Genomic DNA, 12,359 nt, shown 5'->3' with positions numbered 1-12,359 from the left:
ACCCAGCGTCGGCGCGGCCTAGCCCGGAACCTGTCCGCATATCGAGACGGGCGGGATCACCTCCTGGTTGCGGTAGACGTCGGCGCTCCAACTCGGCCCGCTGGTCGCCGCGATCGGCGGGATCCGGGGCGCCCGGGACGGGCTGAGCAGGCTGAGGAACTTGTTGATCACTTGGACGACGGGTTCCAGGATGCGGTAGCCGATGCCGAACCTCGCCCGTACGCCGAGGCCGACGCCCCGGCACACCGCGTACGGGGCGCCGAGCGCGGACCCGATCGTGGCCCCGTACGAGGTGACCAGCTCGAACCAGATGCCGGCGGTGAACAGGAACGCGCTGATCCCCATGGTGAACCGCACGCCGTGCCGCACGACCAGCCCCATCACGCCGACCGGCACGCCGGTGAGCGAGTCGAGCAGGCTCACCCGGCGCGCGAAGCCCTCCGTCACGCGCGACCCCACCTGGCCGTTCGCGTAGCCGAACCCGAGCTTGCCGGCGAGGGCGTACTCGCCGGAGCCGCGGAACGTGCCCAGTTTCGCGCCGAACGCGGTGGCCACCTCCAGCGTCTGGCTCACCGTGAACGACAGCGGCAGGCCGGCGACCAGTCCGATCGGGAACGCGATGTCGACCGGGACCGGGAACGTCTTGCGGTGGTTCTGCCCGCCGTCGACGCCGGCGGTGAAGTCCACCTTGATGCCGAAGCCGCCGCCGATCTCCAGTTCGGCCCGGGTCACCTTGCCCGCGCCGATGGCCAGGTGGAACGACGCGGCCGGGCGGCCGACTGTGAGCGTGACGGTGCCGGCGAGCCGGACGCCGCCGTCGTCGTACGTGAAGTGCGTGCCGACGCCACCGGCGCAGCAGAACGTCCGTACCCGGTAGCCGTGGGCGCTCGCGGCGGCCTGCCCGCCCGGCGCGGGCGGCGGCTGCGCGGGCGCGACGGCGAGCGGCCGGGATCGGCCGAGCGTGCCGCCGGCCGCCGCGGCGTCCCGGGTCCACGACGGCTCACCGGCCACGTAGACGGTCGGCTGGTCGAGGGTGACGTCGTCCCCGCCGAACGTGCCGTCGCGGATCACCTCGGTGAGTGTGACCGGGCCGATCGTGACGACCAGGTCGCCGCCTTCCTCGGCCAGGTCGAGCACCCGGCCCACGCCGCGCCCGGTGAGGAACATGACCCGGCCGGGCGCGAGCCGGTCGGCGTCGCGCGCGCCGGGGTCGAGCCGCCAGGTCAGCCCGTCCGGGCTCACCGACCGCACGGTGCGGCTGCCGCCGCCGACCAGCACCACGTCCGGTTGCAGCGTGACGTCCTTCCCGGGCGCCGGCGCCTGCCCGTACCGGGGCTGCCCGTCGTCGGCCGCGTCGGCCGGGCCGGGCGTGGGGCCGCCGCAGCCGGTCACCGCCAGCAGCGCCGCCACGCCGGCCGCGAGCAGCCGACGGCCGCGCACCGGCCGCCTCACATCCGACCGGCGACGGTACGGGCGAGCCGTTCCAGCGGCGCCCGGTTCTCCTGCGGGTCGTTGAGCCGCACCAGCCGCACCGCGACCCACAGGTCGCCCTTGCGCAGGAAGAACGCCTCCGCGGTGAGCAGGGCCTCGTCGGCGGTGCCGGCCAGCTCACGGATCTCGTGCTCGAGTTGCCGCTCGATGTCGAGGTACTTCTTGGCGCCGTCGCCCACGAACACCTCGACCTGGGCGGTCGGCCCGCTCGTCGGCCCCGTGTAGGTGCACGACTGCCCGGCGGCGACCGGCTCGTCGAGGGGCGTGCCGGCGAGACGTTCGGCGTCGGCCTTGGACACCAGCGCGCAGGCGTCCGGCCCGGCGGCGTCGTCCACCGGTTCGGCGCTCGGCTCGGCCGGCGCCTCCCCGGTCGGGTCCGCGACCGGCGAGCCCGCGCCGGGCGCGGCGGCACCGGCGGCCGGCGGTTCGTCGCCGCCGCAACCGGCGGACGCGGTGAGCAGGATCGCGGTCAACGCGAGCGCGATCAGTCGACGGGTTCGCATGCCGGCCCCCGCTCAGGCCGGGATCGCGTCGAGCGTGCGGCGCAGGATCTGCTCGTTGCCGGCGGTGCCGCCGCCGAAGCTGCTGATCGTCACCGTGTACGTGCCCTTGCCGTCGATCAGCACCGCCTCGCCGCGCACGTCCTTGACCGCGAGGTAACCCCGCTCGCCCCGGTCCAGGTCGACGACCTTCTCGTACTGCTGGCCGGCCTGCTCGTGCTGGTAGTCGTAGGTGGCCTTGCCGGCGGTGGCCGAGGCCGTGGTGACCGCCAGCTGGGCGATGCCGTCGCCGAACGAGCAGTTGCCCTCGTCGCGCAGCTTCCGGTCGACCAGTTCGGAGACCTGGGCGGCGGTGAACGGGCACGGCGGCCGCACGTCGTCCACCGCGCCCGCGTCGGTGTCGCCGCCGTCCTCGCCCGCCACGGTGTCGGCCGCGCCTCCGTCGAGCACGTCGCCGCCGGAGTCGCACCCGGCCGGCGCGAGCAGGGCAAGCAGCACCAGGGGCAGCGCCAGGCGGGCGCGGTGGAGACGGGCGGTCCGGGCCGGTGTGAGCGCGTCAGTTGCCATGCCTGCGACGCTAGGCGCGACGTCACCGCCGGTAATCGGGGGTTTCCCTATGCGGTGACCTTGGCGGCAGGCTCGCGCGCCCCGGTAGGCGGCGCGTCCGGGCCGCCGCGCCGCCCCACCCGGACGGCGAGCCGATCCAGGTAGCCGACCATGAGCGCGACGAACAACACCACGAACAGGATCAGCATGGGCAGCGGCAGGACCAGGCCCAGCGGAAGCTCGCCCCCGGCGCCGAAGGCGCGGCCGGCGATCATCTGCACCAGCGCGGGAGCGGTGAGGCTGTCCGGGCCCCGGCCTACGAGCATCGACCACAACGGCGACTGGGCGTGTGCCAGCCAGGTCGGCAACGCGGTCACGGCCAGCATCGGCAGCGCCGGCAGCAGCAGCGTACGGCCGGCGCCGCCGCCGGAACGCCACCGCTCGTGCTGGCCCCGGAACAGCAGCGTGAACGCGAACAGCGCGGGCACCGACAGCCAGGTCGGCGGCACCAGGCCGAGGAACAGGCCCAGCTGTTCGCGCTCCGTCGTGCGTTCGAAATTGGCGATGGCCAGCGGGCCGGCGCCGACGAACAACCACGGCGCGAACGGCACCAGCAGCAGCTCGCTCCAGCGCCCCAGCGGGCGCAGCGCGCCGATCCCGAACCCGGCCAGCGCCGCGACCGTCACCGCGACGAGTGTGGACAGCAGCGGCGGCACCCAGGTGTTGGCGAACAGGTTCGCCGTCTCGACCCCCTTGGGCAGGGGCCCGGTGTCGGCGGAGAAGTTCCGCAGCCACGGCAGCGACGCCCAGACGGTCACGCCGAGGACGACGACGAGCGCGACAGCGGTCAGCCCGACGAGCAGCGGCCGGCGGCCGGTGAAGGACTCCGCCTCCCGGACGGCCGGGCCGTCCCGCCAGCCGTCGAACTCGATGCGCAGCCGGGTGGCCAGGATGAGCGCCGCCGCGGCCAGCCCGAGCAGCCCGAGCAGCACCAGCAGCAGCGTCGACGTGGCGGACCCGACACCGAAGCGCATCGTCCGGAAGGTGGTCTGCACGGCGGTGAACACCGGCGTCGCAGTGGATTCGCCGCGCGGCCCGCCGCCGGTCAGGATCACCGGGGCGGTGTAGGTCTGCAGGGCGGCGGCGAGGACGCCCAGGCCGAGCAGCCCGCCGACGGTCAGCATGGCGGGCGCGGGCCGCTGGTCGGGGTCCCGCCGGCGCAGGGCGCTCAGGTACAGCGTCGCGGCCACCGCGACGACCAGCCCGAACGTCACCTGTGCCAGCGCCGAGACGAGGAACGTCCGGGGGGACTGCAGATCCTGGGTGAGGGTGCCGTCCTCGATGCCCTCGGCGCGCCGGCCGAGGTACACCGCGACCGGCGCGTACGCGGCGAGCGGCAGCGCCAGCACGCCCCGGGTGACCAGGCGGGCGACCCGGCCGGCCCGGTCGGCGAGGACTGCGAGCAGCGGCGCGGCGAGCAGCGCCACCGCCAGCGGGATCAGGGCGAGCAGCACCGCGAACCCGACCTGCCCGGCGAAGCCGGAGATGAGGGCGGCCTCGTAGTTCGCCGTACCGGCCGACTCGCCCGAGCCGCGCGGCCCGTCACCCTGGAAGCTGCGGGCCACTGTGGACAGGGTGGGCAGGACGTACGACCAGACCCAGGCGATCACGGCCGGGACGATCAGCGCCAGCCCGATCAGGGTCCGCGCCGGGCGGTTCGGCTGGGTGTGCTGGGGTGCTGGCGCCTGCGGTGTTGCCGGCTGATTCATCGGGACATCCACCCTCGAAGATCGACGATCACGGCCGTCGCGACGGTAACCGATGCCGTCCACGTCGGCAGCGCGACCGGACCGCTGCCGGGCGGGGCGGCTACTGTCGCAACCGTGCGGAGCAAGCAGGAGCTGACCACGGCGATCCGGGGACGACGGCGGGCGGCGCTGGTGGTCAACGCCCACTCCCGCCGTGGCCGGCGGCTCTACGACACCGTCCACGCACGCCTGCGCGCGGCCGGGTTCACGCTGCTCGGCGCGTACCCGGTGGACCGGCCCGGCGAACTGGACCGGGTGCTCGCCGAGGCCGCCGACCTGGGCCCGGACCTGCTGGTCACCGGCGGCGGCGACGGCACCGTCGGCGCGGCCGCCCGGCTGCTCGCCCACCGGGACGTCGCGCTGGGTCTGCTGCCGCTGGGCACCACCAACAACTTCGCCCGCACCGTCGGCGTGCCGCTCGACCTGGACGCCGCGATCGCGGTGCTCACCGACGGCAAGGTGATCGACGTCGACCTGGGCCTGATCGGCGACACCCGGTTCACCAACCACGTCGGGATCGGGCTGTCCGCCGACATCATGCAGGCCGCGCCGCCGGGGCTGAAGCGGGCCGCCGGGCGGCTCGCGTACCCGATGACCGGGCTGGGTCTGCTGGCCCGGCACCGGCCGCTGCGCGTGACGGTCCGCGCCGAGGGACGCGAGCACACGTTCACCACCCATCAGGTGTACGTGGCAAACGGCGGTTTCCACGCCGGCCGCCCGATCACCGCCGACGCCACCGCCGACGACCGGCTGCTGGTCGCGTACCCGGTGGGTGGGCCGACCCGGCGCGGGCTGCTGCGCGAGACGGCGCGCAACGCGGCGGCCGGCCACCGCCGCACGCTCGGCGACGAGCCGTTCCTGGCGGTACGCCAGCTGTGGCTGGACACCGACCGGCCGGCCCGCATCGAGGTCGACGGCGAGCCGTACGGGCAGACCCCGGTCCGGATCGGTCTGGACCCGAACGCGCTGCGGCTGATGGCCCGGGCGGACAGCCCGGACCACTGAGCCGGTCAGGCCCAGTGCTCCTCGTCGGGCAGCGGGATCTCCGTGTTCTGCTCCACCGCGTCGGCGGCGGTCAGATCGTCGCGCACCGACTCGCCCAGGCCCGCCCGGTCGCTCGGCGGGCGCAGCACGCCCTGCTCGGCCAGGTCCGCCTCGCTCGCCTCGGGCACCGCCCTGTCGACCGTGTCGGGTGGCCCGACGAGCGTCTCGTCCTGCCGTTGCTCCTGCGCGTCGGCCTCGGGCGGGCGGCGCAGCGCGTCCTCGCTCACGCCGTGCGCCGCACGTACGGGGCGCTCTGGTCGGCCACGTCGCCGTACTCGGCGGGAAGCTGCGTGACGACCTGGGCGTACGCGGCCGGGTCGACGGCGTCGCGCAGCACGTCGAACACCGCCGTGATGCCGTCGCGGGCGGCGTCCACGTCCACGTCGGCGCGTCCGCTGACCCGCTCCACGAACACGTCGAGCCCGAACGGCTCGGCCGCCTCGGCCGGGCTGAACGCGTAGGCCCGCAGCGCCTCGGGCAGCTGGTCGGCAAGGTCGCGGGCCTCCCCGCCGTCGATCCGCTCGGCCAGCGTCGTCAACGTCGCCCGGGTGATCGCCGTGGCCTGCTCCGCGGACGCGCCGCACCGCCGGGCCACCGCGCCGATGAACTGATCCTGGTCCATCTCGCCGCCTTCCTCCGCTGGGATTGCCGGATTCCCACGCTGGACGTCGGCAAACGGGTCGCGAGCCCGAGGCGCCGGCGCCGCCGGGCCGGGGGTAGCGTGCAGCCCGGAACCCGCAGCAAGGAGGCCCCGACAGTGCAGCCGACGACCGTGGACGTGCCCACCCCCGACGGAACGGCGGACGCCTACCTGGCGCGGCCGGACTCCGGTGGCCCCTTCCCGCCCGTCCTGCTGTTCATGGACGCCTTCGGGCTGCGGCCCCGGGTGGCGGAGATGGCCGCGACGATCGCCGAGCGCGGATACGTCGTGCTGGCGCCCAACCTGTTTTACCGCGCCGGACGCGCCCCGCTGATCGACCTCGGCGCGCTCGCCGACGACAGCCGCCGCGGCGCCCTGTTCGAGAGCATCGGGCCGATGATGGCCGCGCTGACGCCGGAGACGGTGGTCCGGGACACCGCCGCCTACCTGGACTTCCTCGCCGCCCAGCCGGACGTCGCGCCGGGTCCGGCGGCGATCACCGGGTACTGCATGGGCGGCATGAACGCGCTGCGCGCGATCGAGGCGCTGCCGGACCGGATCGCCGCGGCGGCCGCGTTCCACGCCGGGCGGGTCGTCACCGACGCGCCGGACAGCCCGCACCTGGGCCTCGGCGCGGTGAGCGGCGAGCTCTACTTCGGGCACGCCGACGCCGACCCGTCGATGACCGCCGAGCAGATCGCCGTGCTGGAGAAGGCGCTGGACGCGGCCGGTGTCACCTACCGCTCCGAGGTCTATCCCGGCGCCCGTCACGGCTACACCCAGTCGGACACGCCGATGTACGACGAGCAGGCCACGAAGCGGCACTGGGCCGCGTTGTTCGACCTGCTCGACCGCACCTTCGGGCGCTGATCCGGGCGCCGGCCGGGCCGGGCGGACGATTCACCGGCACGGGGGCGGGTAACCGGCGACATGGCCGACCGCCCTCGCGACACCGTCCGCTCGCCCCTGGACCGGGTGGTCGAGCGGGGCGGCAGCGCCCTCGCCCGGGCCCGTGCCGAGGGCGGCATGGCCAGCCGGAACCGGATGCGCCAACTGGAGATCACCGTGGTGATCTCCGCGCAGGCCGGGCTGGCCGCGGCGCTCGCCGCGCTGCTCGCCCAGTGGCTGCTCGGCTCCGGCGGGCACGTCTTCGCCCCGGCCGCCGCGGTCGGCACCATCGCCACCGCGATCGGCCAGCGGGCCCGGCGCACGTTCGAACTGCTCATCGGCGTGGGCCTCGGCATCGTGGTCGGTGACCTGCTGCGCGCCCTGCTCGGCAGCGGCTCCTGGCAGACCGGCCTGGTGGTCACGCTCGCCATCGCCACCGCGCTGCTGGTGGCCGGGCGCGGCGGCGCGCTGGTCGGCCAGGCGGGCGGTACGGCGGTGCTGATCGCCACGCTCGCGCCGGTGCAGCCCGGCCTGGAACTGCCCCGGCTCTTCGACGCGCTGGTGGGCGGGCTGGTCGGCCTGTTCGTGGTGGCGCTGCTGCTGCCGGTCAACCCGATCCGGGTGCTGGGCAAGGCGGTGGAGCCGGTGACCGCCGGGCTCACCGCGCAACTCGACGCCGTCGCGCACGCGCTGACCCGGCGCGACGCCGACGAGGCTCAGCGCGCGTTGGAGGACCTGCGCGGACTCGAGCCGGACATCGGGCGGCTCAACGACGCGCTCAGCGGGGCCGAGGAGGTGGTGACCATCGCGCCCGTCCGCTGGCGCCGCCGGGCCCAGTTCCACAGGTACGCCGAGGCGACGCAGCACCTGGAACGGCTGGTGCTCTACGCCCGGTCGATCGCCCGGCGCTCCGCCACCGCGTTGCAGTACGACGAGCCGATCCCGCCCGCGCTGCCGGACGCGGTGGTCCGCCTCGGCGCGGCCACGCGGGAGCTGAACCGGGCCTGCCGCGGCGGCGACGACGAGGACCTGGAACGCACCCGGGAGTTGGTGCGGGAGGGCGCGGAGCTGGCCGGACGCGCGTGGTCGCAGGGGGTGCGCACCTACGGCGAAGCGATGATCAGCGACCTGCGGACCGCGCAGAGCGAGCTGCTGCGGGCCACCGGCTGCCGGGCCGAGGACGCCAACGGCAGCGTGCGCCGGGCCGCCGGCGCGGGCGAGGCCGAAGCGCGTCCGCCGATCCGGGCCCAGATGAGCCGGCCGGTCCGGCGCCGGGTGGCCGGGCGGGGCGTGCCCGGTCGGCGCCCGGACATGTTCCGCCCGCCGACCCGCGTCGGCTGAGCGCCGCCGAAGGCCACCGGGCGGCAACTGGCACCTGCCCCGGCCGGTCCGGCTCGTTAGCGTCGGCCCATGGACACCCGTCACGCCGCCCTGGTCGCGCGGTTCGCCGCGCTGACCACCGCTCACGTCGCCGACGCCTGCCTGCGCGCCGGCGTCGAGGTCCGGTGCGCTCCGGCCGCCGTACGCCCGGTGCTGCCCGGGCGGCGGCTCGCCGGGCCGGTCCGCCCGGCCCGGCACGTCGGCAGCGTGGACGTCTTCCTCGAGGCGATCGAGCGGGCCGCCGAGGGGGACGTGCTCGTCGTCGACGACGGCGGGCGCACCGACCGGGCCTGCGTCGGCGACCTGGTGGTGCTGGAGGCGCGGGCCGCCGGGCTGGCCGGCCTGGTGGTGTGGGGCGCGCACCGCGACACCGTCGACCTGGTGGCGGTCGGGCTGCCGGTGTTCAGCCTCGGCGCCACTCCGAGCGGGCCGCTGGAGCTGGACCCGCGCCCGGACGGGGCACTGGAGCACGCCCGGGTCGGGTCGTTCACCGTCGGCCCGCGGGACCTGGCCCTGGCCGACGACGACGGCGTGCTGTTCGTGCCCGCCGACCGGGCCGGGGACCTGTTCGACCTGGCCGAGTCCATCCGGGACACCGAGCGGCGGCAGGCCGACCGGATCCGGGCCGGCGAGTCGCTGCGGTCGCAGGTCGGCTTCGCCGCCTACCTGACGGCCCGCGCGGCCGACCCGGCGCTGACGTTCCGGGCGCACCTGCGCGCCGTGGGCGGCGCGATCGAGGAGTGAGCCGCTCAGCCGCCGCGCGCCCACAGCGCCAGGCGTACCCGGTTGGGGCTGCCGGTCTTCGTCATCAGGCTGGTGATGTGCGTCTTCACCGTGGTCACGCCGATGTGCAGCCGGTCGGCGATCTCGGTGTTCGACAGTCCGTCGGCCACCAGGTCCAGCACGTCCCGCTCGCGGGCGGTCAGCTCGGCCGCGCGCCGGGGCGCGCCGGCGCGGGCGTGCACCGCGCGTTCGACCAGCCGGCGCAGGATCTCCGGGCTGAACGGGCTGTCCCCGGCGGCGGCGCGGCGGATGCCGTCCAGCAGGTCGGCCGGGGGCGCGTCCTTGAGCAGGAAGCCGCAGGCGCCGGCGGTCAGCGCCGGGTAGAGGTGGTCGTCGTCGCCGAACGTGGTGAGCACCATGATCCGGGTGGCGGGCCGGTCGGCGAGGATCCGGCTGGTCGCGGTGATGCCGTCGACGCCGGGCATCCGCAGGTCCATCACCACCACGTCGGGCCGCAGCCGGGCGGCGAGGGCGATCGCGTCCCGGCCGTTGTCGGCCTCGCCGACCACGTCGAGGTCGGGCTGGGCGTCGCAGAGCATCCGCAGACCGGCCCGGATGAGGTGCTGGTCGTCGACCAGCAGCACCCGGATCACGCCGGCTCCGGCGCGCCCGCGCGGGGGCGGGGCGTGTCGGGGGCGGGCCCGGCCGCCGGCAGCACGGTCCGTACCCGCCAGCCGGACCCGGTGGGCCCGGCCTCCAGCCGACCGCCGAGCACCTCCACCCGTTCCCGCATGCCGACGATGCCGTGGCCGCCGCCGGAGGGCACCCCGGCCGGCGCCGCGCCCCGCCCGTCGTCGGACACCGCCCAGTGCACCGCGCCGTCCTCGACCGACACGGTCAGCCGGGCCCGCGCCGCCGCGCCCGCGTGTTTCGCCACGTTCGTCAACGCCTCCTGGGTCAGTCGCAGCACCGCCTGGCCGCGTACCGCGTCGAGCGCGCCGACAGCCGGGTCGACGTCGGCCTCCACCACCACGCCCGCCTGCCGGGCCCGGTCCACCGCCGCGCCGAGCGCCGCCGGAAGCGCCGACGGCTCGATCGCGGTCAGGGCGGCGTCGCCGCGTACGCCGTCCGGGTCACGCAGCACCGCGACCAGCCGCCGCAGGTCGGTCAGCGCCGCCGTGCCGGTGGCGTGCACGTCGTCGAACACCTCGCCGACCCGGGGGTCCAGGTCGGGCAGCACGTGCCGGGCCACCCCGACCCGCAGCACCATCGACGCGACGTGGTGCGCGAGCACGTCGTGCAGTTCCCGGGCGATGGCGCCGCGCTCGTCGGCGCGGGCCGCCCGGCTCTCCGACTCGCGCCGGCGCCGGTCCGCCTCGGCCCGCTCCTCGGCCTGCCGGCTCAGCTCCCTCGTGGTCCGCACGACCAGCCCGAGCAGCAGGGGCAGGCAGACGGTGACGGCGAGCCCGAACAGCCCGGTCAGCGCTGTGCGGACCGGTTCGCCGATCAAATTGGTCAGGTCGACGGCGGCGAGCAGCCCGGCGCCGAGCCAGATCGTGCGCGGCCGGGTGGCCCGCATGGTCAGCTCCAGCAGCGCCCAGCTCGCGCCGACCTGGTTGATCATCACGTCGTCGACCAGCGGGAACGCCGCCGCGAGCAGCGCCGACTGGAGGAGCAGGTTCAGCAGCGGCCGGCGGTGGCACAACAGCGCCAGGAGAAACGCCGGGACCGCCAGCGCCCACTGCGTTCCGGTGGGCCCGGGGCGGCCGTGCACGCCGACGACCAGGTAGCCAATGCCGCTGAGATCCAGCAGCAGGATCCGCGCGAGCGTGTCGCGTGCGTCGAACAGCCGACCGACCCAGCCCACCGCGTCAGCCTAGGCAACCGGCGCGGCCGGGGCCACCGCGTTGGCTCGCCGCCGCCGGACGGCGCGCAGTCCGAGATGGACGGCCAGCCCGAGCGGGCCGAGCAGGACGGTGAGCAGCAGCACCGGAGCGGTGAGCAGGGCCGGCAGCCCGCGCTCCCGCGCGTCCTGCCAGATCCACCGGCCGACGAACAGGTCGAAGGCGATCATGTGGGCCCAGGCCGCCGCCGCGCCGTCTGCGGTGCCGAGCAGGTCCCGCAGCCCGTCGAGGGTGGGCGCTGTCACCACCGGCAGCACCGTTCCGAGCGACGGGAGCACGAGGACGGCGTAGACCAGCAGCACCGGTGCGACGATCAGCGGTGAGCCGACGATCCGGGCGGTCCAGGACCAGCGCGGCGCGAGGATCATCAGCGCCCAGAACGGGGCGGCGAGCAGGAACGTCAGGTCGAACAGGATCCCGGTCATCCGACGAGCACCACCCCGGCGCGGCGGGCCCGGCGCGCCAGCACCAGCGCGGAGGCGGTTGCCGTGGCCGCCACCAGCACTCCCGCCGCGGCGAGCGTGAGCGCGTCCGGGGCGAGCAGCGGCTGCCCGCGCAGGGCCTGGGCGGTCACCAGCAGCGTGAGTCCCGCGTACGCGGCCCCGCCGACGAGCACCAGCCGGGCCCGGGTCAGCCCGTCCAGCCGCCGGCCGAGGAACCGGTCGAGCAGGATCGCCAGCAGCGGCAGCGCCTGCAGCGCGTGCATCCCGACGAAGTGCCCGACGCGCAGGTCGCCGCCGGTGGTGCTCCAGCCGAGCAGCGGCAGCCCGGGACCGCCGTCGGGCACCCCGACGCTGTGCGCGCCGCTGATCCCGGCCGGCGCTCCGGCGGGCTGCCGCATGACCATCGGGAACGCGACGACCATGCCGAGCAGGGACACGGCGAGGCCGAGCCGTACCGCGTATCCGCCGGCGCGGTCCGCGAGCGACCGGCGGGACAGCACGACCGCCAGCACGAGCTGGGCGGCGAACAGCACGGTGATCGCCGCGCCCATGACGCTGTACAGCATCGCGTCCAGTGTCGTGGCGCCGTTGAAGTGGCTCGCGGTGCCGCGCAGCACCTGGCCCACGATGATCGTCATCTCCAGCACCGCCATGGCCACGATGAGTGTGGCCGCCCGCTCGGCGGCCCGGCTGCGGCGCGGCAGCAGGGACAGCATCCAGGCCAGCGTGACGCCGTAGAGCACGAACGAGATCGCGAACTTCAGCGGCTTGGCCCAGATGGGCGCGCCGGTCAGCACGCGCGGGTCGGCGACGACGCCGACCGCGGCGACGACGGTGAGCACCGCCATCGCGGACACGAGGAGCATCAGGGGGCGGTGCCATCCGGCCGCCCGGTTCCGCACGGTAGTCATGCCTGTAGATGCTGGTGGCGGACCGGGACCCGCGCGCCCGTCCGCAGGCCGCGTCCGTGACCCCGGGTCGGAGCGCGCCTC

General features: G+C 75.7%; 14 protein-coding genes. 4 read left to right on the top strand and 10 right to left on the bottom strand.

Annotated features, from left to right (window positions below):
- Positions 1-18: 18 nt before the first annotated feature.
- Genes J3R08_RS17205 through J3R08_RS17190 form a run of 4 tightly spaced genes read right to left on the bottom strand, consistent with a single transcriptional unit; the run spans position 19 to position 4,306 of the window.
- A complete protein-coding gene (locus tag J3R08_RS17205; RefSeq protein WP_209962010.1) occupies positions 19-1,440 on the bottom strand; it encodes a hypothetical protein in 1,422 nt (473 codons plus the stop codon).
- Positions 1,441-1,448: 8 nt separating this feature from the next.
- The gene (locus J3R08_RS17200) at positions 1,449-1,994 is read right to left on the bottom strand and encodes a hypothetical protein (RefSeq protein ID WP_209962008.1); all 546 of its coding nucleotides are present in this window, start codon (positions 1,992-1,994) and stop codon (positions 1,449-1,451) included.
- 12 nt (positions 1,995-2,006) lie between these two features.
- On the bottom strand, positions 2,007-2,558 hold the full coding sequence (locus tag J3R08_RS17195; RefSeq protein ID WP_104114162.1) for a hypothetical protein: 552 nt from the start codon (positions 2,556-2,558) through the stop codon (positions 2,007-2,009).
- A 47-nt stretch (positions 2,559-2,605) separates the two neighbouring features.
- Complete coding sequence (locus tag J3R08_RS17190; protein WP_245254756.1) at positions 2,606-4,306, bottom strand: sugar ABC transporter permease; 1,701 nt, start codon at positions 4,304-4,306, stop codon at positions 2,606-2,608.
- A 114-nt stretch (positions 4,307-4,420) separates the two neighbouring features.
- On the opposite strand from J3R08_RS17190, the gene J3R08_RS17185 reads away from it, so the two are divergent.
- Positions 4,421-5,350, top strand: a complete 930-nt coding sequence (locus J3R08_RS17185; protein WP_064445870.1) for a diacylglycerol kinase family protein — start codon at positions 4,421-4,423, stop codon at positions 5,348-5,350.
- 5 nt (positions 5,351-5,355) lie between these two features.
- Here the strand turns inward: J3R08_RS17185 and J3R08_RS17180 are convergent, their stop codons facing one another.
- Positions 5,356-5,616, bottom strand: a complete 261-nt coding sequence (locus tag J3R08_RS17180; RefSeq protein ID WP_064445871.1) for a hypothetical protein — start codon at positions 5,614-5,616, stop codon at positions 5,356-5,358.
- Complete coding sequence (locus tag J3R08_RS17175) at positions 5,613-6,011, bottom strand: DUF2267 domain-containing protein (protein ID WP_209962006.1); 399 nt, start codon at positions 6,009-6,011, stop codon at positions 5,613-5,615. The genes J3R08_RS17180 and J3R08_RS17175 overlap by 4 nt, the downstream gene beginning before the upstream one ends.
- Positions 6,012-6,146: 135 nt before the next feature.
- On the opposite strand from J3R08_RS17175, the gene J3R08_RS17170 reads away from it, so the two are divergent.
- From J3R08_RS17170 to J3R08_RS17160, 3 genes are all read left to right on the top strand, one after another.
- Positions 6,147-6,899 (top strand): dienelactone hydrolase family protein, encoded by a 753-nt coding sequence (locus J3R08_RS17170; RefSeq protein ID WP_209962004.1) that lies wholly within the window; start codon positions 6,147-6,149, stop codon positions 6,897-6,899.
- A 60-nt stretch (positions 6,900-6,959) separates the two neighbouring features.
- Positions 6,960-8,258, top strand: a complete 1,299-nt coding sequence (locus tag J3R08_RS17165; RefSeq protein ID WP_209962002.1) for an aromatic acid exporter family protein — start codon at positions 6,960-6,962, stop codon at positions 8,256-8,258.
- A gap of 69 nt (positions 8,259-8,327) precedes the next feature.
- Positions 8,328-9,041 carry an RraA family protein gene (locus J3R08_RS17160; RefSeq protein WP_209962001.1) on the top strand — a complete coding sequence of 238 codons (714 nt, stop codon included), beginning with the start codon at positions 8,328-8,330 and terminating at the stop codon, positions 9,039-9,041.
- 5 nt (positions 9,042-9,046) lie between these two features.
- Here J3R08_RS17160 and J3R08_RS17155 read toward each other — a convergent pair whose 3' ends face one another.
- From J3R08_RS17155 to J3R08_RS17140, 4 genes are read right to left on the bottom strand one after another with little or no spacing between them, the layout of a single operon-like run.
- The gene (locus tag J3R08_RS17155) at positions 9,047-9,673 is read right to left on the bottom strand and encodes a response regulator transcription factor (protein WP_043323860.1); all 627 of its coding nucleotides are present in this window, start codon (positions 9,671-9,673) and stop codon (positions 9,047-9,049) included.
- On the bottom strand, positions 9,670-10,887 hold the full coding sequence (locus tag J3R08_RS17150; RefSeq protein WP_209962000.1) for a sensor histidine kinase: 1,218 nt from the start codon (positions 10,885-10,887) through the stop codon (positions 9,670-9,672). The genes J3R08_RS17155 and J3R08_RS17150 overlap by 4 nt, the downstream gene beginning before the upstream one ends.
- A gap of 9 nt (positions 10,888-10,896) precedes the next feature.
- Positions 10,897-11,349, bottom strand: coding sequence for an ABA4-like family protein (locus J3R08_RS17145; protein WP_064445877.1), 453 nt, complete (start codon positions 11,347-11,349; stop codon positions 10,897-10,899).
- A complete protein-coding gene (locus J3R08_RS17140; protein WP_064445878.1) occupies positions 11,346-12,278 on the bottom strand; it encodes a hypothetical protein in 933 nt (310 codons plus the stop codon). The genes J3R08_RS17145 and J3R08_RS17140 overlap by 4 nt, the downstream gene beginning before the upstream one ends.
- Between the last annotated feature and the right edge of the window lie 81 nt (positions 12,279-12,359).

Source organism: Micromonospora sp. HB375 (genome assembly GCF_017872985.1).
GTDB lineage: Bacteria > Actinomycetota > Actinomycetes > Mycobacteriales > Micromonosporaceae > Micromonospora > Micromonospora chalcea.
The sequence above is the reverse complement of the archived record's forward strand: the minus strand, read 5'-3'. Positions and strand labels throughout refer to the sequence as shown.

Coding starts and splice junctions, on each gene's coding strand:
- J3R08_RS17200 (WP_209962008.1), bottom strand. CDS start 1,994: ATGCGAACCCGTCGACTGATCGCGCTCGCGTTGACCGCGATCCTGCTC.
- J3R08_RS17195 (WP_104114162.1), bottom strand. CDS start 2,558: ATGGCAACTGACGCGCTCACACCGGCCCGGACCGCCCGTCTCCACCGC.
- J3R08_RS17190 (WP_245254756.1), bottom strand. CDS start 4,306: ATGAATCAGCCGGCAACACCGCAGGCGCCAGCACCCCAGCACACCCAG.
- J3R08_RS17175 (WP_209962006.1), bottom strand. CDS start 6,011: ATGGACCAGGATCAGTTCATCGGCGCGGTGGCCCGGCGGTGCGGCGCG.
- J3R08_RS17165 (WP_209962002.1), top strand. CDS start 6,960: ATGGCCGACCGCCCTCGCGACACCGTCCGCTCGCCCCTGGACCGGGTG.
- J3R08_RS17160 (WP_209962001.1), top strand. CDS start 8,328: ATGGACACCCGTCACGCCGCCCTGGTCGCGCGGTTCGCCGCGCTGACC.
- J3R08_RS17145 (WP_064445877.1), bottom strand. CDS start 11,349: ATGACCGGGATCCTGTTCGACCTGACGTTCCTGCTCGCCGCCCCGTTC.
- J3R08_RS17140 (WP_064445878.1), bottom strand. CDS start 12,278: ATGACTACCGTGCGGAACCGGGCGGCCGGATGGCACCGCCCCCTGATG.